Source organism: Hyalangium gracile (genome assembly GCF_020103725.1).
Lineage (GTDB): Bacteria > Myxococcota > Myxococcia > Myxococcales > Myxococcaceae > Hyalangium > Hyalangium gracile.
Genome location: NZ_JAHXBG010000006.1, coordinates 20,208 through 38,446, shown reverse-complemented (window position 1 = coordinate 38,446; position 18,239 = coordinate 20,208). Strand labels below are relative to the sequence as shown.

Genomic DNA, 18,239 nt, shown 5'->3' with positions numbered 1-18,239 from the left:
TCTAACGTCCTCCCGACTTGGGCGCGAGCACGATTTCGATGCGCCTGTTCAAGCTGCGATTCTTGTCGCTATCGTTGGGGGCGATGGGCTGATACTGCCCGTAGCCGGCGGCCGAAAGGACAGTAGGGTCCACACCTGCATCCTGGAGCGCTCGCACCACGGCCATGGCGCGCGCCAGGCTGAGCTCCCAGTTGGAGGGGAACGGGCCGTCCTTCGGGGTCGGCACGTCGTCGGTGTGGCCCTCCACGCGGATGATGCGGCCCTGCACCGTCTTCAGCGCGTCGGCGATCTTCACCAGCGCGTCCTGGCCCTCCTTGTTGACGCGGGTGGAGCCGGAGGCGAAGAGAATCTTGTCCTTGAGCTGCACCGTCATGCGGCCCTGGAGCTCGGACAGCTGGATCTTCCCCTCGGAGATCTCCTGCTTGAGGCTCTGGGCGAGGTTCTCGTACTCGGCGCTCTTCTTCTCCAGGGCCTCCTTGGCCTCGGCGAGCTTGCGAGTGGACTTGGCCAGCTCGTCGTTGAGGGCGGTGAGCTCGATGTTCTTCTGCTCGAGGGCGTAGCGCTCGGCGGCGGAGGCGGTGAGGCGGGACTCGGCGGTGGTGAGGCGGGAGGTGAGGGCCTCCTTGTCCCGCTCGAGCGCGGCCAGCTTCTCCTCGAGCTCCTTCACCTTGGCCTCGAGCGCCTGGCGGGCGTCCTTCTCCTCCTTGAGGCGCGAGTCCAGGTTCTCGTTCTCCGAGGCCAGCTCGTTGTACTTGCTCTGCGAGACGCAGCCCGTGGCGAGCGTCGCGAGGGTGGCCAGGGCCAGCATGGAACGCATGGTTGGGAGTCCTCCTGTAAGCCGGTAGGTGTGGGGCCGGGGAGACTACCTCCCAGGAAGGCTCCCGTCAGGAAGGATTTCAGCCCGCCAGCGCCCCCGGGGCACGCCTTGACGGGTGCCCAGCCGCGAGGCCTGGCGAGTCCTCAGCGCTCGAAGACGGGGTTCTTCTGCAGCCACGCGGTGAAGAGCGCGTCGGCGAAGCCCTTGCCGGGGATGAGGATGCCGCCGGAGGCCTCGCCGGACACGTGCAGGCCGGCGTCCGGCAGGTAGGTGAGGACGAGGTTGTCCCCCTTGCCCACGTCCTTGAAGGTCTGCAGCAACTTCTCCATCTCCTGCTGCATGGGCGACGAGCGCAGCGCGGCGTTGCTGGAGAGCCCCTGGCGGAAGGCGCCCACGAGCTGATCGCGGCGGATCTTCCGCAGGAAGCGGAAGTGCAGCCGCTTGACGGAGTTGGCGGCGATGGCGTCGGCCTCCAGGCGGGGGATCTGCTCCATGTAGAGCCCCCAGACATAGATGTCGAAGAAGAGCTTCTCCTTGAGGGCCATGTGCGCCAGCGCCAGCTGCCGACCCTGCAGGTCCAGCCTGTCCGGCATCTTCACGCCGCCGACCTCACGGGCCTCCGCCAGCCCCGCGGCCAGCATGCCCGCCAGCACCAGCCACCGCAGCCCCGCCATCCAGTCGCCGTATCCCATCCGCCTGCCCCTCCCTCCGTCCACGGATGGGGCCCCCCTGCTCTCGCTCCTGGAGAGAGCCAGAGAGAGGGCGCTGGTTCCAAGCTTCGTCGCCACCGTGGTACCGAGTGCCTGCGACGATGGGCATACGCCTACGGGAGAACCAGCGCCCCCACCCGCCAGGTGACAGGAATCGGACACGTTCGGGCTGACGAAACGCTTCCGCATGAACAGGAGCGTACCGCCGACCCCTGACATCGGACCGCCCGACAGCACAGGCCCGGCGCGGCCCCTGCCCGGCTGCCTGCTGGGCGTGCATGGCTGGGCAGTGCCAGCGGATCTGTCCACCTTTCCTACATGCCGCCTTTCTTCGACGACGAGAGTCCGGACATCTCCTCCGCGCTGCTGGACGGGGTGCGCTCGGCGGCCGTGCCGCTGACGGGCTCGCCCACGGATCTGGACGCGCTGCTGGAGAGCATCGGTGACGCGCGCTTCGTCCTGCTGGGCGAGGCGACGCACGGCACCCACGAGTTCTACGCGGTGAGGGCCGCGATCACCCGGCGGCTCATCTCCGAGCACGGCTTCACGGCGGTGGCGGTGGAGGCGGACTGGCCGGACGCGCTCCGGGTGAACGCCTTCGTCCAGGGCGAGGGCGGCGACGCGGACGCGGACGGAGCGCTGGGCAACTTCGAGCGCTTCCCGCGGTGGATGTGGCGCAACCAGGACGCGGCGGAGCTGGTGCGGTGGGTGCGGGCGCACAACGCGGCGCAGCCCGCGGAGGAGCGGGCGGGCTTCTATGGGTTGGACCTCTACAGCCTGCACGCCTCCATGCGCGCGGTGGTGGCCTACCTGGAGCAGGTGGACCCGGAGGCGGCGCGGCGGGCGCGCGAGCGGTATGCGTGCTTCGAGCACTTTGGTGAGGATCCGCAGAGCTACGGGCACGCCGCGGCGTACGGGTACTCGGACACGTGCGAGGGCGCGGTGATCGACCAGCTCCTGGAGCTGCAGCGGCGCCGCTCCCGGGACGCGAAGGACGAGGACGCGCTCTTCTTCGCGAAACAGAACGCGCGGCTGGCCCGGGACGCGGAGGCGTACTACCGGACGATGTACGCGGGCCGGAACGAGAGCTGGAACCTGCGGGACACGCACATGGCGGACGCGGCGGACGCGCTGGCGGAGCACCTGGGGCGCAAGACGGGGCGACCGGCGCGGATGGTGGTGTGGGCGCACAACTCGCACCTGGGCGACGCGCGCGCCACGCAGCTGGGAGACCAGGGCGAGCTGAACCTGGGGCAGCTGTTGCGCGAGCGGCACGGCAAGGCCGTCTACAGCGTGGGCTTCACCACGTACACGGGGACGGTGATCGCCGCGAAGGAGTGGGATGGCGCGGGGCTGCGCCGGCACATCCGCCCGGCGCTCGCGGGCAGCTACGAGCACCTGTTCCACGAGGTGGGGGTGCCGCGCTTCCTGCTGCGGACGGAGGACCTGGGCGAGGCGGCCTCGGGCCTGCGCGAGCGGCGGCTGGAGCGGGCCATCGGCGTGGTGTACGCGCCGCGCATGGAGCGCTGGAGCCACTACTTCCTGGCGGACCTGCCGGCGCAGTTCGACGCGGTGGTGCACATCGACGAGACGTGGGCGCTGCGCCCGCTGGATGCGGACGCCGGGCACGAGGAGGAGGACGCGCCGGACACCTACCCCTTCGGCTTGTAGCCGGGGGCGGGCGGGGCCTGGGTGGGCGGAGGGGTGGGCTGCTTGAGCCAGGCCTCGATGCGGCCCTTGAACTCGGGCATGAGCGCGTTGGGGATGGGGACGGAGAGGTTGTACTGGGCGATCTTCCAGCCACCGGCCTCCTTCACCAGGACGCCCGAGCCCCGGCAGGGCCCCATGTTCGGGGTGTCGAGCGCCTCGTCGAACCAGGCCACGGTGCCGTCCCTGGACAGGGCGATGTTGCGAGACACGGAGCGGAAGCTCCACGCCTTGCCGCGAGCGAAGAAGGGCCTGGCCCAGGCGCGGAACGCGTCGCGCGTCCACCGCTCGGTGGCATCGGTGCCCAGGAAGACGCCGTCGGCGGTGAAGTGGCCGAAGTAGCGGGCCTCATCCGCCTCGGCGGCGGCCTTGTGCCAGTCATCCAGGACGGCGGCGATGGCGGGGCGGGGATCGGCCGCGTTCCCCGCGGCGGGGGAAGCGGCGAGCACGAGACAGAGCAGGGCGGCGGTGGACAAGGAAGGGCTCCGAGGGCAAGGCGTTCGCGGTATGAAGCGCGACGGCCCGTGCTCCGGTCAAGCGCGAGGCCCGGAAAGGAACGCGCGTGGTTCTCGAGAGCTTCCAGGTGGGCGAGGGCGAGGTGCCCACGGTGCTGCTGCACGGCTTCCTCGGCTCGGGGCGCAACCTGCGCTCGCTGGCCGTGGCGTGGAACGAGGCGGAGCCCCGGCGCCGCTTCCTGCTGCCGGACCTGACGGGCCATGGGGCCTCGGCGCCTCCGCCGCCGGGAGCGAACCTGGACACGCTCGCGAGGGATGTGCTGGAGACGGCGCGGGCCCGGGGCTTCACCGGGCCGCTGGAGCTGGTGGGGCACTCCCTGGGAGGCCGGGTGTCCCTGGCGGCGAGCCTGCTCTCGCCCTCGGATGTGGCCAGCGTGAGGCTGCTGGACATCGCGCCCGGTCCGGTGCCGGTGGACCTCTCGGAGAGCGGCATGGTGCTGAACGTGCTGCTCCAGGCGCCGGACACCGCCTCGAGCCGCCGGGAGATGCGGGCGGGGCTGGTGGGCCAGGGCCTCTCGGAGGGGCTGGCGGACTGGCTGGTGATGAACCTCGTCTCCACGCCCGACGGCGGCGTGCGCTGGCGCTTCGACCGGCGGGCGCTCTCGGAGCTGCACCTCCAGGTGAACGGGACGGACCTCTGGGCGGCGGTGGAGCGCCCCGGCGCGAACGTGCGCTGCGTTCGCGGAGGGCGCTCGCGCTATGTGACGGACGCGGATGTGAAGCGCCTGGAGGCCGCTGGCTGTCCCGTGGAGACGCTCCCCGGCGCGGGGCACTTCGTCCACGTGGATGCGGCCCAGGCGCTGCTTCAGTGGCTGCTGGAGCGCTGAGCACGTTTGGTGCGCCAGCGCCCCGACAGCCACAGCATCAGCCCCGCCATCGCCAGGGGAGCCCCAGGCCCCGCGGCACAGCCACCCTCTCGGGAGGACGTTCCCGTCTCGGACTCCGGCTGCCGCTGCGACTGCTTGAAGCGCATCAGCGCCTCGACGAAGTAGTAGTCCCCGTAGATGAGGCTCTTGTCGATGGCATCCCCCTTGGGCTTGATGTGGTTCCGGTTGAAGCCCACGCCGTGCAGCAGGATGCCGGGGCTGTTGGAGCCCTCCGCCAGGTAGGCCGGCGACGTGAGGCTGTCGAGCGTGGCCATGGCCGCGGCCTGATAGCGCTCCGCGAGGGCGGGATCCGTGACGAAGGTGCTCAGTTCCTGGAGCGCCGAGGCGACGGCCGCGGCGGCCGACGAGTCCTTCTCCCGCTGCTCCGGCGGCGCATCGAAGTCCCAGTAGGGAACGAAGTCCGGGGGCAGCCGGTCCAGGTAGTAGTTGGTGACCTTCTGGGCGGCCTCGAGCATGCGCGGATCGCGCGTGTACCGGTACGCCATCGTGAAGCCGTAGATGGCCCAGGCCTGCCCGCGTGACCAGGTGGAGCTGTCGACATAGCCCTGGAACGTCTCCTTCGAGCGGACGTTGCCCGCGGCGTCGTAGTCCACCACGTGGAAGGTGCCTCCATCCGGGCGGACCATGTCCGTCAGGGTCTTCATCGCGTGGCTGAGCGCCATGTCGCGCCAGGCTGGATCTCCGCCGTTCTCCGCGCCCCAGAAGAGCAGCTCCAGGTTCATCATCGTGTCGACGACGAGGGGCACCTCCCAGTCGGGAGCGTTCCAGTCACAGCAGTTGATGATTCCCACGGTGGGATCGAAGCGCCTGGCCAGCGAGCCGGCGGCCGTGAGCAGCACATCGCGGTAGTACGGGTCTCCCGTCAGCTGGTACGCCCTCCCATAGCTGGGGAAGATCTTGAAGCCCACGTCGTGGGAGTCGGAGAACGTCTTCTGGACCTCCAGGCTGCGAGTCCACGCATCCGCCTTTTCCTTCCAGGCCTCATCCCCCTCGAACTCGTACATGAGCCAGAGCAAGCCGGGGAAGAACCCCTGGGTCCAGGCCACCGCATCGTCGTTGCGGACCAGGGTCCAGCCGCCAGCATCGGTGCTGATCTTGGGGGTGCGGTGGGTCGGTATATCCGGCATCTCGGATGTCTTGCGCACCTGCTCCCGAGCGAACTGGAGCGCGCGATCCGCTGCTGCCTCATCGAATGCGTGTGCGCTTCCCCCGAGCGCGCAGAGTCCTCCCACCAGAAGCCTCACCCAGGATGATGCCCTCGGTTTCGTCATGGTGACCCCCTTGTGTGCCTACCTTGGGAATATGCGCTCCACTCAGCGTGCGGCCAGGGGATGGCGACAAGTTGTACGACTGTCCCAGAGCGTCTCCGGCTGCCTGCTACCTCCTCGGGGCACCCGCCGCTTCTCCTCGGGGAGCCGCCTCCTTTGGCCGAACTCGAGCGACAGCTGAAGGAGACGCCCGTCGAGAGCTGGAGGACGTACCTCAAGTGGCATGTCCTCAGCTCGGCGGCTCAGCGCACCGTCCACTGCGAGGGAGGCACGTAGGAGACGAGCTCCGGCTGGGCCTCGGGGAACAGACTGGAGGCGCCACCTTGCAGCGTCCCCGCCAGCGTGGGCACCACGCGGAAGCTGGCCTGGAACGGCTCACCCGCGCCTCGCGGCGGCAGCGAGAGCGTCAGCGCCCCGTCCTCCACCTCATAGGAGGACACCTTCTGCTCCACCACGAGCCGGGTGAGGCTCGGGGTGTCCACCTGGACGCCCGCCGGCAGCGCATAGCGCAGCTTGAGCGGCATGCCCGCCGGAGACGCCGCCTGCACCGTCACGTCCACCGGCATCCCCACCTTCGCCTCGGTGGGAGCCTTCACCGCGAGCTCCAGCCCCGCGCCCTTCTCGGCCTTCCACGGCACGTACGCGCCCAGCGTCAGCGAGTAGCCCAGCCCCGGCACCGCCGGCTCGGCACGCACCGTCCACGTGTGGGCCCCCGCCGAACCGGACGCCGCCGCCTCCATGGCCAGCACGTCCCGCAGGGCCTTGGCGTCGAAGGTGCCCTCCGTCACCGTCCTTCCATCGCGCTCCAGCACCACCCGCACCTGCGAGGGCAGCGGCTGCGAGAAGAGCGCCATCGCCGCCTGGAGGCACAGGAGGTTGGCGCGGCCATCCCCCCAGCCCCACCCGGGGCGGTAGCCCGCGAGCAGCGACGTGCCCAGGTCCGCCATCGGCGCCTTCGCGTCCCCGGCGAGCGCGAGCACCGCCAGCGCCGTGGACTCCTCCTCGCCCGGCCGCGTCCCGTCCGCGCGCACCACTCCCAGCTCCACGGGCAGGTACACCGAGCCATCCTCGCGCGTCTTCAGCGCCTCACGCACCTGGGCGCGCAGCGCCTCCTGCAGCGAGCCCGTCACCCCGCCGCTGGCCAGGATGGCCGCCGCGGTGTACCCGTCCTGCACTCGCGAGAGGTTGCGCTCGAAGGCGCCCATGGCTCGCACGGCGAACACCGAGGCGCGCTGCTTGCTGGCCGTCGACACGGCGGCACCGGCCCGCACCGCCTGGGCGCAGTCCGCCGTGGCTACGAGCAGCCGCTGCAGCGTCCACCCGTCGCCGCCCTGGCAGGTGCCATCCGGGCGCTGGGCATTGGCCACCTGCGCGGACAGGCGCTCTCCCAGCCGCGCCAGCACCGGGTTGTCCGGGTGCGTGAGCGCCGCCTGCGCCAGCAGCACCGCGGTGGGTACATCCGGCGCGCGAGCCGCCCGCATCACCCGCTGGCCGGCCACGGCGGACATGGCCTTGAGGGCCTCGCCATCCGCCGTCTCGCCCAGCGTCTTCAGCAGCGAGGGCGCACGCCCCGCCAGCAGCAGCGTGTACGCATCCTCCGCCAGCCCGCCACGCGCGGAGGCCGCGGACAGCTCCGCGCGCAGCACGCCCAGGGCGCCGGGAAATACGAGCAGCCGCACCCGCTCGCTGCCCGCCTCCACCTCCGCGGGCCCCTCGAGGGAGAGCGTGCGCGGCGCCGCCAGCGAGCCCCCGCGCGTCTGGCTCACCGGCCGTCCGGTGGGCATCACGTCGAAGCCGCGCACCACCGCGTCCGTCGAGCCGAGCGAGGCCCGCACGGAGACGGGGCCCGGTTGGGTGGCCTTCACCGTCACGTACTCCACCACGCTGCCCTGGGCCGGCACCTTCACGGTGCGCGAGCCGCCGCCCTCCACCACCGCGCCCGCGGCCTCCAGCTTCAGCGCCTGCTCCACCGCGGCGCCCGTGGTGTTCACCACCTGCACGGGCAGGCGCACGGTGTCTCCGGAGCGCAGGAAGGCGGGCACCACCGGATCCACGTAGGTGGGCAGCGTGCCCGCGAAGCTCGTCACGGCCCCGGCCTGCGCGCCCGAGCGCGAGTGCGCCAGCGCCAGCACCCGCCACCGCGTCAGCCGGTCCGGCACCTTCACCGGCACCGTGGCCTGTCCGGCTCCGTCCGTCACCACCAGGGGCTCGAAGAGGAACGTCTCGGGGAACCAGGCGCGGCTCGGAGCCGCCTCCGTACCCGAGGTGTCTCCGCCTTTCTTCGCATCATCGGCATCGAGCACCGCCTCCTCTTCCGCCATCTCGGCGACCGCGCTCGGGGCGGCGTCCCTGTAGGCCATCAATGGCTTCGGCTTCTTGGCCACGCCCCCCCGCGTGCGGGCGCCATAGCCACCCCCGCCGGGAGCCGCCTCGATCGGAGCGACCAGGGGCTCGGGCGCGGGAGCCATGGGTGGCGCGGAGGCCACCGCCATCTCCTGCTTCATCATCATTGGAGCCGCGCTCCCGGCGAGGCTCGTCACGAGCACGCCCAGCAGCATGCCGACGAGCAGGACTCCCACAATGAGCAGTGCGCGCTTCATGGCGCCTCCCGGGCGACCCACGCGCCCCAGTTCTCGACGTCCTCGGACAGCCGCGTCCCGCCCACCACCACCATGCGTGGATCCGTGAGGGCGAGCAGCTCCGACGGCAGCCGTGACAGCTTCAGGCGGCGCCCGTACGCATCCGTCACGGGCTCGCCGCGCTTCTCGCAGGCCGCCAGCGCCTGCTCCCACATCCGAGCCATGCCCTCGGGGCTGAGCGTCTCGCCCTCGGGGGCCTTCTCCTCCCAGGCGCGCACCTGCGCGGTGAGCTCGGCGAGCACCCGGTAGAAAGGCTCCGTCAGCTCCACGTCCGGCTCGAAGGTGCCCTGGGCGCTGAGCGCCAGGGACGGCTCGGCGTCCTCCACGGTGGGCACCGAGCTGACGCGCAGCAGGGCGGCCGCCGCGGCGTTGGCGCCACGGATGCGCCCCATGGCGAGCGCCTGTCCATCCAGCACCCCGAAGGCAGGGCTGTCCAGGGTCGGCGCGGGCCGCAGGCTCGCGAGCGCCGCGGGCCCTGGCAGGGGTGCGAGCTGCGCCAGGCCTTCATCCACGCCGAAGAGGCCCACGGCGGCGGGCCCTTCCTTCCCATCCACGCGCGTGCGCAGCAGCAGCCGGGCCACCTCTCCCGGCGCGTAGGCGGGCTTCTCCGGGCTCACCTCCAGGGCGAGCTGCGCGCGGGGCGCCACGTAGACGCGGGCGATGGCCGAGTCCCACCGTACCTGCGCCCATCCCTCGAAGTCGGCGGGCAGGCGGAAGCTGGCCACGCGGGCCTTCACATCCACCTTGGACTCCACCCGCGCCGTGCCGGCCTCCAGCCAGAGCTTCTCTGGCAGCGAGCCGCTGAAGCCGGGGCCACGCAAGAGCTCCACGCGCACCTCCTCTCCGGCGCGAGCCAGCACCGGCGTGGCCCGCAGCCGCTGGGTGGGAAGCTGCGTGGGCGGCAGGAAGAGCTTCGTCGAGCCGCTGTCCTTGCCCTCCACCCGAGCGCTCACCCGCAGCTCATAGCCGAGCCGGGTGGTGTCCTGCGCCAGCGCCGCTCCGTCCTCACCCGCGGCGGGCTCCGCGCTGAAGCGCGCCACGCCCATCGCCTCCTGTGGGCGGAGCGCCTCTCCACCCTCCTCCATCTCCTCGTCCGAGCTCCGCAGCGACAGGCGCGCGAAGCGGGCCTGGATGCAGGGAAGCACCGACGAGGGGAGCATGGCCTCGCCCTGCTCCTCTTTGCGTGCGGGCACCCAGCCCACCTCCACGTCCTTCCGTCCCGCGCGGATCCGCCAGCGCAGGGTGGCCGGCAGCGCCGACGACTCCGAGAGCTTCGCGGGCAGACACGAGCGCGCATCGAGCGCCGCCTCCTGAAGCGCCTCCTGCAGCCCCACCGGCTCACCGGAGGCGGCTTCCGCGGAGACCTCCAGCATGGGGAGCTGAGGATCGACGAGCTCGAAGTTCAGGCGCAGCATGCGCTCGCGACCGGGCAAGAGCGCGCGGCTCCGTGCCACCTCGGCCAGACAGGCCGAGAGCCGCCGCGAATCGGCCACCACATCCGCCACCGCGCCGTTGGAGCCCACCCGCACCGCGAGCTGGACCTCGGAGCCGCTGGTCTCGGGCGTGACGAAGCGAGCACACGGGACGAAGGCGGGCAGCCACCGCTCCAGGGCCACCTGATCCTCCAGCGCGGTCTCCTGTTCGCCGGAGAGCAGGTCGACCGAGCTGGTGAGCTGCACCGGGGCTGGGAGCGGCTTGCGGCGCACCGGCATCGCCGGGACGACCACGTTGACGGCCACACCGGGGTCGAGCTGCAGGGCGGCCACGCCATCCTCGTCGGCGATGGCCTTCACGCCTGGATCCTTCGGATCCCACGCGCGCTTCACGGTGAGCTCTGCGCCGGGGAGCACCTCGCCCGCCGCGGTGGTGACGCGCAGGTACACGCGGTTGCTGTAGTTCTCCACCAGGCCACCAGCCACCTCCGTCACGGCGGAGACGTCGAGCGCGTCCTCGGAGAGCAGCAGGGACACATCGCCGCGCACCGCATCGCCCGCCGGATCCGTGGCGGTCACCACGGCGGAGAGCGTCACCTTGCCCCGCAGGTCCTCGGGCACGCGCGGCAGGCTGACGCGGAAGCGCCCCGCCGCATCCGTCTTCACCTTGGAGGGCAGGCCACCGCCGTCGAACCACTCCGAGGGAGGCGGCCACTCACCGGAGTGGTCCCACGTGAACGCCACCTCCGCGCTCGCGACGGGAGCCCCGGAGCTGTAGAGCACCTGCCCCTCCACCGCCGGCTGCTCTCCGGCGCGCCAGAAGGGGCGCGGACTGGAGGCCTCCACGCGGAAGCGCGGCAGGGTGAAGGGCTCCACCTGGAAGGAGGCCTCGCCGCTGTCGGAGCCGCTCACCCAGCGCACCCGCCAGGCACCGGTCGGAGCACCGCGATCCAGGGGAACGGCGCCGGACACCACGCCCCAGGGGCCGGCGGGGACGCGCTCCTCCAGCACCACCTCTCCCTGGGGATCCACCACCATCCACGTACCCGGACGCCCGTCCAGGGGACTCAGGTCCTGGGTGCGCAGGGCCACGGCGCGGAACCGCACGCGGTGGCCGGGCTCATAGAGGGGCCGGTCCGTCAGGACGTGGATCCGCGCGGGGGCGTACAGCGGCAGCGCGGCCTCCACCGAGTCGGTGCCCAGCGGTGTCGTCACGCGAGCGCGCAGCCGGTAGTCGCCGTCCGGCAGCGCGGGCAGCTTCACCGGGGCGAAGAGCTGGCCGTCATCGTCGAACGGCTCCCAGGCCTTCTCGGGCTTCAGCGGCGTCTCCTTGCCCGCGGCGTCCAGCAGGAGCAGCTGGACCTCGACACGGTGGACGCGCGCCATGAGCGGCTCGTTGCGAGCCTTGCCCACGCCATGGGCCATGGCCCAGACGCGCACGGTGCCGGAGCGCTCACGCGCCAGCCCATCCGCCTGCAGGCCCGCGGTCTGCCGGAGGCGCCCGTCCGGGCACTGCGGAACGTTCACCCCCTGGAAGAGCCACGCGCTCAGGCACAGCCGCGAGCTGATGATGGCCAGCGTTGCGCCGACGAGTGCCAAGCCAATGCCGCCAGCAATGAGCCAGCGGCGGGACCGGACGGTCATGTCTGCCTCCCCGAGCCCACTCTATGCCGGGTCGGGGTCGGCGCGCCTGCCCGCCTGCCTCGCTACTCCATGTCGTTGCTCAGGTGCTGCGGCTCACCGTCCTGATCGATGACCCAGACATCCCACGTGTCATCCGAGTCCAGGTTGGCGTAGGCGCAGATGGAGAAGCCATCTCGAGGCCCCTGGCCCACGGAGGTGAGCCCCTGGCATGGCGAGGGCGGCGGAGACACCTTGCAGCCCGGCGCGTCACACGGCAGGCACTGCTTTCCCATGCAGTAGGTGTAGCGCCGACCCGGCTCCGGCGCGAAGCCGAGCTCCTCGAAGGTGCGGCCCCACCTGTCCTTCTCCTGGAAGTAGGCGCGCTGGTAGGTGAAGGCGGACTTGAGGTTCGTCGTCACCTCGGTCTGCCTGGCGCGGCTCTGGAAGCGCATGAAGTTGGGGATGGCCACCGCGCCCAGGATGCCCATCACGGCCACGGGCGCGCCGCCGGCGGCGATGGCCTCCGAGAGCTCCTTCACCGCGCCGGAGGGCACGGTGAGGGACACGGAGAAGCGGTCCTGCGCGGAGCTCAGCTGGAGCGACTGGCGCGTCTGGGCCCAGTAGCCCTGCTCGTCCACCACCCGCTGCGCGGTGAGGGCGCTGGCGGCCTGCTTCAGCGAGGCGGGGGCATTGGCATCCTGGGCGATGGAGCGCTGCACCTCGGCCAGCCCGGCGGCGATGCGCTGGAGCACCTCCGACTGGTGCGTGTCGTAGTCCGAGAGGGCCTTCTTCGTCACGGCCTCGAGCGTGCCCACGTCCCGGGGCGCCACGCCTTCCAGGTTCAGCGCCAGCTGCACCGCGTCCCGGCCCGTGAGGGCCAGCCGACCGCGCCCCTTGGCGCCGAGCTCCAGCCGGAAGCCCATCAGCAGCGGCGCCTGGCCGGGAGCGGCGGCGGGGGCGGCGACGGGAGGCAGCGCCTCGAAGGCGGTGAGCGCGGTAGGAGAGCCGAACAGCAGCAGCCCACGCCGAGGCCGGATGCACAGGGGCATGTCCAGCTCTGCGCCCTCCACGCACAGGTCCTGCCCGCGAAGGGAGACGCTCACCTCGGCGCCCTCGCGCGAGAGCTCCTCGGCCACGGAGCGCACGAGCGCCACCAGGCCGGCGAGCAGCTGCGCGTTGTCCGGCGAGCCCTCATCCACGGCGAGCGCGCCCACGGCCGTCTGGGCGAGCGCCGGCGGCCCCTCCTCGAGGAAGCGATCCGAGGGCACGACGAAGCCCACGCGGCGCAGGCTGGGCAGCTTCGCCCACTCGCGCAGCAGGGCGCTCACGACGGCGCCCCGGGCGAACAGCCGCGCGTCCGAGTCCTCACCGGTGGAGAGCTGGGCCATGGCGAAGGTGGCCACGTTCGCGAGCTGGCGCAGCGTGGGGCCCTTGGCCACCAGGCCCAGCTCCTCCAGCGCGTCCAGGTTCACCACCAGCGCGGCGCCAGGGCCCGGCGCTTCGGCGCGAGCGAACACGGCGGCGGCCTCGGGAGACAGCGGGGGCGGTGGAGGCGGCGCCGGAGGCGTCGGAGGCGTGGTGGAGCAACCCACCCAGAGGGCGGCGAGGACGGCGGTCAGACACAGGCGCATGCAGGCTCCCGAGGAGGACGGCGACCCGTGTCTAGCCCCGCTGTCGCGCATGGATCGAGGGGATTTCACGGATCTGCGCTAGCGTCTCTCCAGACACGCATTTCATACAAGGTCCCAGAGACCCCATGCCCGCAGTGAAGACCCGAACTCCTCAGGAAGCCCTGCCCGAGCGCCTCCAGGCGCTGCTCGAATCGCTGACGGACCGCCACCTGGCCGAGCGGCTGGAGCGTGTCTACCGGGCGGCGGCGGTAGCCATCGATCAGCTGAGCCACCTGAACATCGTCAAGTACGAGCCCACCACGGCCGAGCAGGCGGACGGAGCGGACCTCTCGCTGTGGGAGACGATGGCGCCGGCCCTGCGGGACACGCTGGTGGACGTCAACCACCTCATCGCGGTGATCCGCGAGCAGTTCCCGGTGCCCGAGCGCTCGGCGGGAGCCGACAGCGGGTGGAGGCCACCGCCGGCGAGCGCGGACGAGCGGCTCTCGCAGGAGGTGGAGATCGTCTTCCAGAAGAGCGCCGAGCAGCTGGCGCGGCGCGTGGCGGAGCTGGGCGAGCGGGTGCGGCGCCCGGAGGTGGTGACGGACCGCTGGGAGCTGATGACGGAGCTGCAGTCCTCGCGTCTGGACTTCCGCTCGAGGATTGGAGACCTGGTGTACCTGACGGCGGCGGCCTTCGAGGACGTGAGCCGCGAGGCAGTGGTGCCAGGCTACGGGCTGCAGACGGCGGCGGCGGCGGCGCTGCGGGGCGCGCTGGTGGATCTGCGCCGCTCGCTGCAGGGCAAGCTCGAGCGCGTGGCCCGCACGCCCCCCGAGGGCCTGCCCGCGCTGGCGCGCCAGGTGGCGGAGAGCCTGGGGTCCTTCGTGACGATGCCGGCCTCGCTGACGCTGCGCACGCGGGACAAGCGCCAGCTCCTGGAGCTGCGCGAGCAGCTGCAGCAGGTGTCGGGCTCGGCGCGGCTGGAGCCGGAGGAGCTGCCGCGGCGGGTGCAGCCCTTCCTCTCGGAGCTGGAGCGCATCACCGAGGAGCTCACCACGCAGGTGCTCACGGCGCACGATCGCGCGGTGTGGGGCTCGTGCGGGGCGCAGCTCGAGCAGATCTCCATGCACCTGCAGCTGGGCTCGACGGGAGCCGAGCGGGTGCTACAGGAGGCACTGGAGCGAGCAGGCGCCCTCTACGGGCGCTCCGCCACCTTCGATGCCTTCGTGCGCAAGAGCCGCCGGGCCTCCAGCGAAGGGCTGGAGGAGAAGGCGCTGCGCGAGACGGTGGATCAGTTCCGGGAGCAGCTCGCGGCGCTGCCGTTCCACTGAGGAGCGCCGCGCCGGGGGCCTACGGCTTCTTGTCGCCCTCGGGGAGCGCGGGAGTGGCGCGGGTGGCGGGCAGCACGCGCAGGCTCTGGTAGCGCGTGGCCAGCGTCTCCGGCGTCATCTCCTCCTGCCACTGCTTGGGGTTGGTGCGCCAGGTGAAGTCCGCGGGCACCTTGCCGCCCCCCTGGCTCTTGTAGCCGATCATGTCCGGGAATTTGTCGGACCAGCGGCCGGCCGGATCGGGCTCCGAGGTGATCTGCTCACGGTGGGGAGGAAGGAGGAAGGGCTTGGAAGGATCGCTCATGGTCATCTCCGAACATGCGCAGCCTCTCCGAAACCCGCCCGCATGGGTAGAGGAAAGCCGCCGACGGGCGGCCCTCCTGTCAACCGGGCCCGGCCGCTCCCACCGGGAGTGCGGCCGCCAGGTGGCGCTTCCGCCTGCGAGCGCTCGGGCGCGCCGTGGGAGGCAGCACCCGCGGCCCCAGCTCGAACACGGCGGCGAAGAAGCGCGCCTGGGCCTCGCTGCCATAGCGGTAGCGCCGTGAGCCTCCCTGTCGCAAGACCACCTTCACGCTCCACCCGCGTCGATCGTGAAGGAGCACCACGTGCTCGATGTCCGCCATCACCCTGCCCCCTGTGGAGAAAGGTCCTTGAAAGACGCGTGCCAGGCCGCGCCTGACATTTCGGGGGGTTGCAGTGTACGGAGGCCACCATTAGGAGCAGGACGGTAAGGAATTCAGGCTGGCTCGCCTGGCTGGCTGCTCGCATGCGGCCTTGGACGAAACGCCAGCTTGTGATGCGCGAATTCTGCGTTACGTCAAAGACATGATGATTCCAGAGATCAACGGCGACCGGTTCGCTGAGTTCACCCTCCCCGAGGGGTGTCTGCTGTGCGGAGGTGAGGTGACCATCCGTGCGACCTCCGCGGGGGCACACAGCTACTGCCCGAAGTGCCACTGGCTGTCGAAGCCGCGAATGAAGGTGAAGGGCAACGGCCTGGAGCTGTCGTACTCGGCCACGGCCAACGCGTAGTGCCCCACCTCCGCTCTCCGCGTGAGAGGGCGGAGAAGGGGCAGGGGCATCGAGTCCCCTGCTCCCCGCTGAACCCGCTGCTCCATCCGGCTGCCTGTGCGAGAGTCATGGAGTGCTCCTGCTTCCCCCGGACTCCGGCCTGACGGCGCGTCGCATCGACGAGAACGACACAGCGGCATTGCAGGCGCTGTGCGAGGCGTGCACCGACTACCACGAGCTCATCTACGGCCAGCCCGCCGCTCCGGACGAGGCGAGTCAGCTGCTGCGGATGCTGCCCCCGGGCAAGACACTGGCGGACAAGCTCATCTTCGGCCTCTTCACGCCGCGCCCTCGGCTGTGCGGGGTGCTGGATGTGGCGCGGGACTACCGTGAGCCGGGCGAGTGGTACCTGGGGCTGCTGCTCCTGGAGCCGGCGGTGCGAGGCCACGGCCAGGGCGAGCGCGTGCTCCGAGCCTTGGAGGACTGGGCGCGCTCACAGGGAGCGCGTCGGATGCGGCTGGCCTGCGCGGAGCAGAACGAGGCGGGGCGGCGCTTCTGGGAGCGCCAGGGCTACCGCGTCGATCGTCGCTTCCCGCCCAGGCGTATGGGCGTACGCGACACGGTGCTGCTGGAGTTCCTGCGCGAGCTGACTCAGGGCCACGCCGAGAGCCGGTCGAAGTCCTCGGCGGAGTAGCGGGCGGTGTCGAGCCCGTTGGTGACCCAGGCCCCCTGCAGCCCGAAGGCCTCGCGCATGCTGCGGTAGGCCTGCACATCGGTGAGGCTGGGAGCGAGCGCTCCGGCCACATCCTCGCGCGTCTCCTCGGTGGCCCAGGTGCGATCTCCGGGCTTGCGATCGAACATGAACGGATGGTTGTGGAGGTGGGCCACGGGGGCGAAGCCCTTGGCGACCTCCTCGGCGACGCGGCTGCTCACCTCGCGGCGCAGCTTGCCACCGACGCGGTCGGCTCCCGAGAGGTACACGCGGATGCGCCCATGGCCTCGCAGGACATAGGCGCCCATCTCTGTGGGCCGCTCGAGCATGGGGAAGCGCCGGGCCTGACGCTGGAAGAGGCGCCACTCCAGGCATGAGGCGGGAGCGATGGTACCGGCCCGGCCTTCGAGGACGGCACCGGTGTTCTCGGCCTCGCGGCCCCCATCGCCCGAGAGCCTCACATGGATGGCGTGCTGCCGCTCGATGATGGCGCGAGGCAGCACGGCCTGCTCGCTGCCGAGCCGAGCCACGAGGGCGGCGCGGTACCGGGTGCGCTCCTCGTCCATGGGGGCGGGGGCCCACCACTCGGGCGAGTCCGGCAGCTCGAAGGCCTCGTTCAGCTCGCCCTCGATGGGCTCCGGCACCGGGATGAGCTCAGGTTCGGCATCGAGCACACACACCTGCGGCTTCTCCGCGGGCGCGCCCTTCACACCCGGCGCGGCGCACGCCACAACCAGGGGCACGATCAGAAGACAGGAGCTGGCTCTCACAGGCCGGAAGCATACTGCTCCCACTCTCGGGAGTCCCCGGCCCTGCTTCGCTCCCGGACATGGAAGCATCGGCCTCTCCGCTGCCATCAGGCCCTGGTTCCAACGGTAAAGAAGGAGGCAGCGCGGCGTGAAGGGCTGCCGGGGAGTCCGGCTGGCCGGGAGGAGGCGCGCTCACATCGCCAGAAGAGACCGAGGTGGAATCGCATCCAGGGTTGCTGGATGAACCGTGACCCTTGCACGGAGAGAGCGGGTCGGTCGCGTCCACAGGACAGAGCGGCCCTGAACCCATGTCCGCGTGAGCTGGCGCCCCATCGGCGTGGAGCTCCCCTGGGGCGAGCGCCTGGACCGAACCTGTCTGACAAGTAGACAGGTTCGGACAGTCCGCGCCCGACCCGGGCTCCTCAACGGACGAGGCAGGGGTTGAAGGCTCGGGTGGGGTGGGCTCCTCGCGAATCGGCACAAGGCTGTCGAGCAGCCCTTCATCCGCAGCTCGGAGCAGTGCCGGCAGCTGGTGTCGCAGCGACTGGGCATCCCTCTCACCCAACGCGTACATGGCGCACCTGGCCCACGCGTCGATGGCCCCGGGCTGCAGATGGGGCAGGACCCACTCCGCGATGCCCCAGAACGAGCGCTCCAGCGACTGGATGAGCAGCATGTGCCCAGGACGGTCGGCGGCGCGGGCGGCCCGCCTCAGCAGCTCGAACTCCCGCTGCACCCAGGCTCGGCGCTCCTCGTTCCAGCGTGTCTCGTCCGCCAGCGCGAAGCAGCCATCCTCCAGCGCTGTCAGCTCTCGTGCACGTCCGTGCTCGCAGCAGGCGGCCAGCAGCTCCACCGTGACTTCGCGCTTGAGGGCGAAGAACCCTTCCAGCAGCCGCCTTCTGCCCTCGGCCTCGGGGCCCTCCGCCGGCAGCACCAGCCTCAGACTCTCCAACGTCAGTGCCTCGTCCAGCGTCGCCGCGCGACTTCTACGGCCAGGGTGCCGCACCACCAGGCCTCGGGCTGCCAGGTCCTGGAGCGCTCCGCGAATGGTGGCTCGCGAGACGCCGTAGCGCTTCGCCAGCGTCTGCTCCGAGGGGAGCTGGCCTCCCTTCGGGAGCTGGCCCCGCGCAATGATTCGCTCCAACTGCTCGGACACTCTCGAGACGAGTCCCTTGTGTTCCATCTCCGCCAACCTCCTCCTTCCAAGCTTGCCCAACCTATCAGGTGGGT

Annotated in this window: 16 protein-coding genes; 5 read left to right on the top strand and 11 right to left on the bottom strand. The window is 71.3% G+C overall.

Annotation, left to right across the window (positions count from 1 at the left end; translation table 11 throughout):
* Position 1: 1 nt before the first annotated feature.
* Together KY572_RS13180 and KY572_RS13175 are read right to left on the bottom strand one after the other, a co-directional pair.
* Complete coding sequence (locus KY572_RS13180) at positions 2 to 817, bottom strand: OmpA/MotB family protein (RefSeq protein WP_224242943.1); 816 nt, start codon at positions 815 to 817, stop codon at positions 2 to 4.
* 143 nt (positions 818 to 960) lie between these two features.
* Positions 961 to 1,509, bottom strand: a complete 549-nt coding sequence (locus KY572_RS13175; RefSeq protein WP_224242942.1) for a chalcone isomerase family protein — start codon at positions 1,507 to 1,509, stop codon at positions 961 to 963.
* A 336-nt stretch (positions 1,510 to 1,845) separates the two neighbouring features.
* On the opposite strand from KY572_RS13175, the gene KY572_RS13170 reads away from it, so the two are divergent.
* On the top strand, positions 1,846 to 3,198 hold the full coding sequence (locus tag KY572_RS13170; protein ID WP_224242941.1) for an erythromycin esterase family protein: 1,353 nt from the start codon (positions 1,846 to 1,848) through the stop codon (positions 3,196 to 3,198).
* Here the strand turns inward: KY572_RS13170 and KY572_RS13165 are convergent.
* A complete protein-coding gene (locus KY572_RS13165; protein WP_224242940.1) occupies positions 3,180 to 3,710 on the bottom strand; it encodes a nuclear transport factor 2 family protein in 531 nt (176 codons plus the stop codon). The genes KY572_RS13170 and KY572_RS13165 overlap by 19 nt on opposite strands.
* Positions 3,711 to 3,796: 86 nt before the next feature.
* Between KY572_RS13165 and KY572_RS13160 the strand changes: the two genes are divergently transcribed.
* A complete protein-coding gene (locus KY572_RS13160; RefSeq protein ID WP_224242939.1) occupies positions 3,797 to 4,576 on the top strand; it encodes an alpha/beta fold hydrolase in 780 nt (259 codons plus the stop codon).
* Here the strand turns inward: KY572_RS13160 and KY572_RS13155 are convergent.
* The 4 genes from KY572_RS13155 to KY572_RS13140 all read right to left on the bottom strand — a co-directional run bounded on the left by KY572_RS13155 (position 4,555) and on the right by KY572_RS13140 (position 13,230).
* Positions 4,555 to 5,781, bottom strand: coding sequence for a glycoside hydrolase family 88 protein (locus tag KY572_RS13155; RefSeq protein WP_224242938.1), 1,227 nt, complete (start codon positions 5,779 to 5,781; stop codon positions 4,555 to 4,557). The genes KY572_RS13160 and KY572_RS13155 overlap by 22 nt on opposite strands.
* 365 nt (positions 5,782 to 6,146) lie before the next feature.
* Positions 6,147 to 8,504 (bottom strand): alpha-2-macroglobulin family protein, encoded by a 2,358-nt coding sequence (locus KY572_RS13150; protein ID WP_224242937.1) that lies wholly within the window; start codon positions 8,502 to 8,504, stop codon positions 6,147 to 6,149.
* Complete coding sequence (locus KY572_RS13145; protein ID WP_224242936.1) at positions 8,501 to 11,620, bottom strand: MG2 domain-containing protein; 3,120 nt, start codon at positions 11,618 to 11,620, stop codon at positions 8,501 to 8,503. Before KY572_RS13145 ends, KY572_RS13150 begins: the two co-directional genes overlap by 4 nt.
* 62 nt (positions 11,621 to 11,682) lie before the next feature.
* The gene (locus tag KY572_RS13140; protein WP_224242935.1) at positions 11,683 to 13,230 is read right to left on the bottom strand and encodes a type IV pilin protein; all 1,548 of its coding nucleotides are present in this window, start codon (positions 13,228 to 13,230) and stop codon (positions 11,683 to 11,685) included.
* A 125-nt stretch (positions 13,231 to 13,355) separates the two neighbouring features.
* Between KY572_RS13140 and KY572_RS13135 the strand changes: the two genes are divergently transcribed.
* Positions 13,356 to 14,540, top strand: a complete 1,185-nt coding sequence (locus tag KY572_RS13135; RefSeq protein ID WP_224242934.1) for a hypothetical protein — start codon at positions 13,356 to 13,358, stop codon at positions 14,538 to 14,540.
* 19 nt (positions 14,541 to 14,559) lie between these two features.
* Here KY572_RS13135 and KY572_RS13130 read toward each other — a convergent pair whose 3' ends face one another.
* The gene (locus KY572_RS13130) at positions 14,560 to 14,841 is read right to left on the bottom strand and encodes a hypothetical protein (protein ID WP_224242933.1); all 282 of its coding nucleotides are present in this window, start codon (positions 14,839 to 14,841) and stop codon (positions 14,560 to 14,562) included.
* 79 nt (positions 14,842 to 14,920) lie between these two features.
* Complete coding sequence (locus tag KY572_RS13125) at positions 14,921 to 15,160, bottom strand: hypothetical protein (protein ID WP_224242932.1); 240 nt, start codon at positions 15,158 to 15,160, stop codon at positions 14,921 to 14,923.
* A gap of 202 nt (positions 15,161 to 15,362) precedes the next feature.
* On the opposite strand from KY572_RS13125, the gene KY572_RS13120 reads away from it, so the two are divergent.
* Positions 15,363 to 15,569 carry a hypothetical protein gene (locus tag KY572_RS13120; protein ID WP_224242931.1) on the top strand — a complete coding sequence of 69 codons (207 nt, stop codon included), beginning with the start codon at positions 15,363 to 15,365 and terminating at the stop codon, positions 15,567 to 15,569.
* Positions 15,570 to 15,681: 112 nt separating this feature from the next.
* Positions 15,682 to 16,242 (top strand): GNAT family N-acetyltransferase, encoded by a 561-nt coding sequence (locus tag KY572_RS13115; protein WP_224242930.1) that lies wholly within the window; start codon positions 15,682 to 15,684, stop codon positions 16,240 to 16,242.
* Here KY572_RS13115 and KY572_RS13110 read toward each other — a convergent pair.
* Both KY572_RS13110 and KY572_RS13105 read right to left on the bottom strand, forming a co-directional pair.
* Positions 16,200 to 17,003 carry a hypothetical protein gene (locus KY572_RS13110; protein WP_224243342.1) on the bottom strand — a complete coding sequence of 268 codons (804 nt, stop codon included), beginning with the start codon at positions 17,001 to 17,003 and terminating at the stop codon, positions 16,200 to 16,202. The two genes, KY572_RS13115 and KY572_RS13110, sit on opposite strands and share 43 nt — an antisense overlap.
* Positions 16,915 to 18,192 (bottom strand): FadR/GntR family transcriptional regulator, encoded by a 1,278-nt coding sequence (locus KY572_RS13105; protein WP_224242929.1) that lies wholly within the window; start codon positions 18,190 to 18,192, stop codon positions 16,915 to 16,917. The genes KY572_RS13110 and KY572_RS13105 overlap by 89 nt, the downstream gene beginning before the upstream one ends.
* Positions 18,193 to 18,239: the final 47 nt, after the last annotated feature.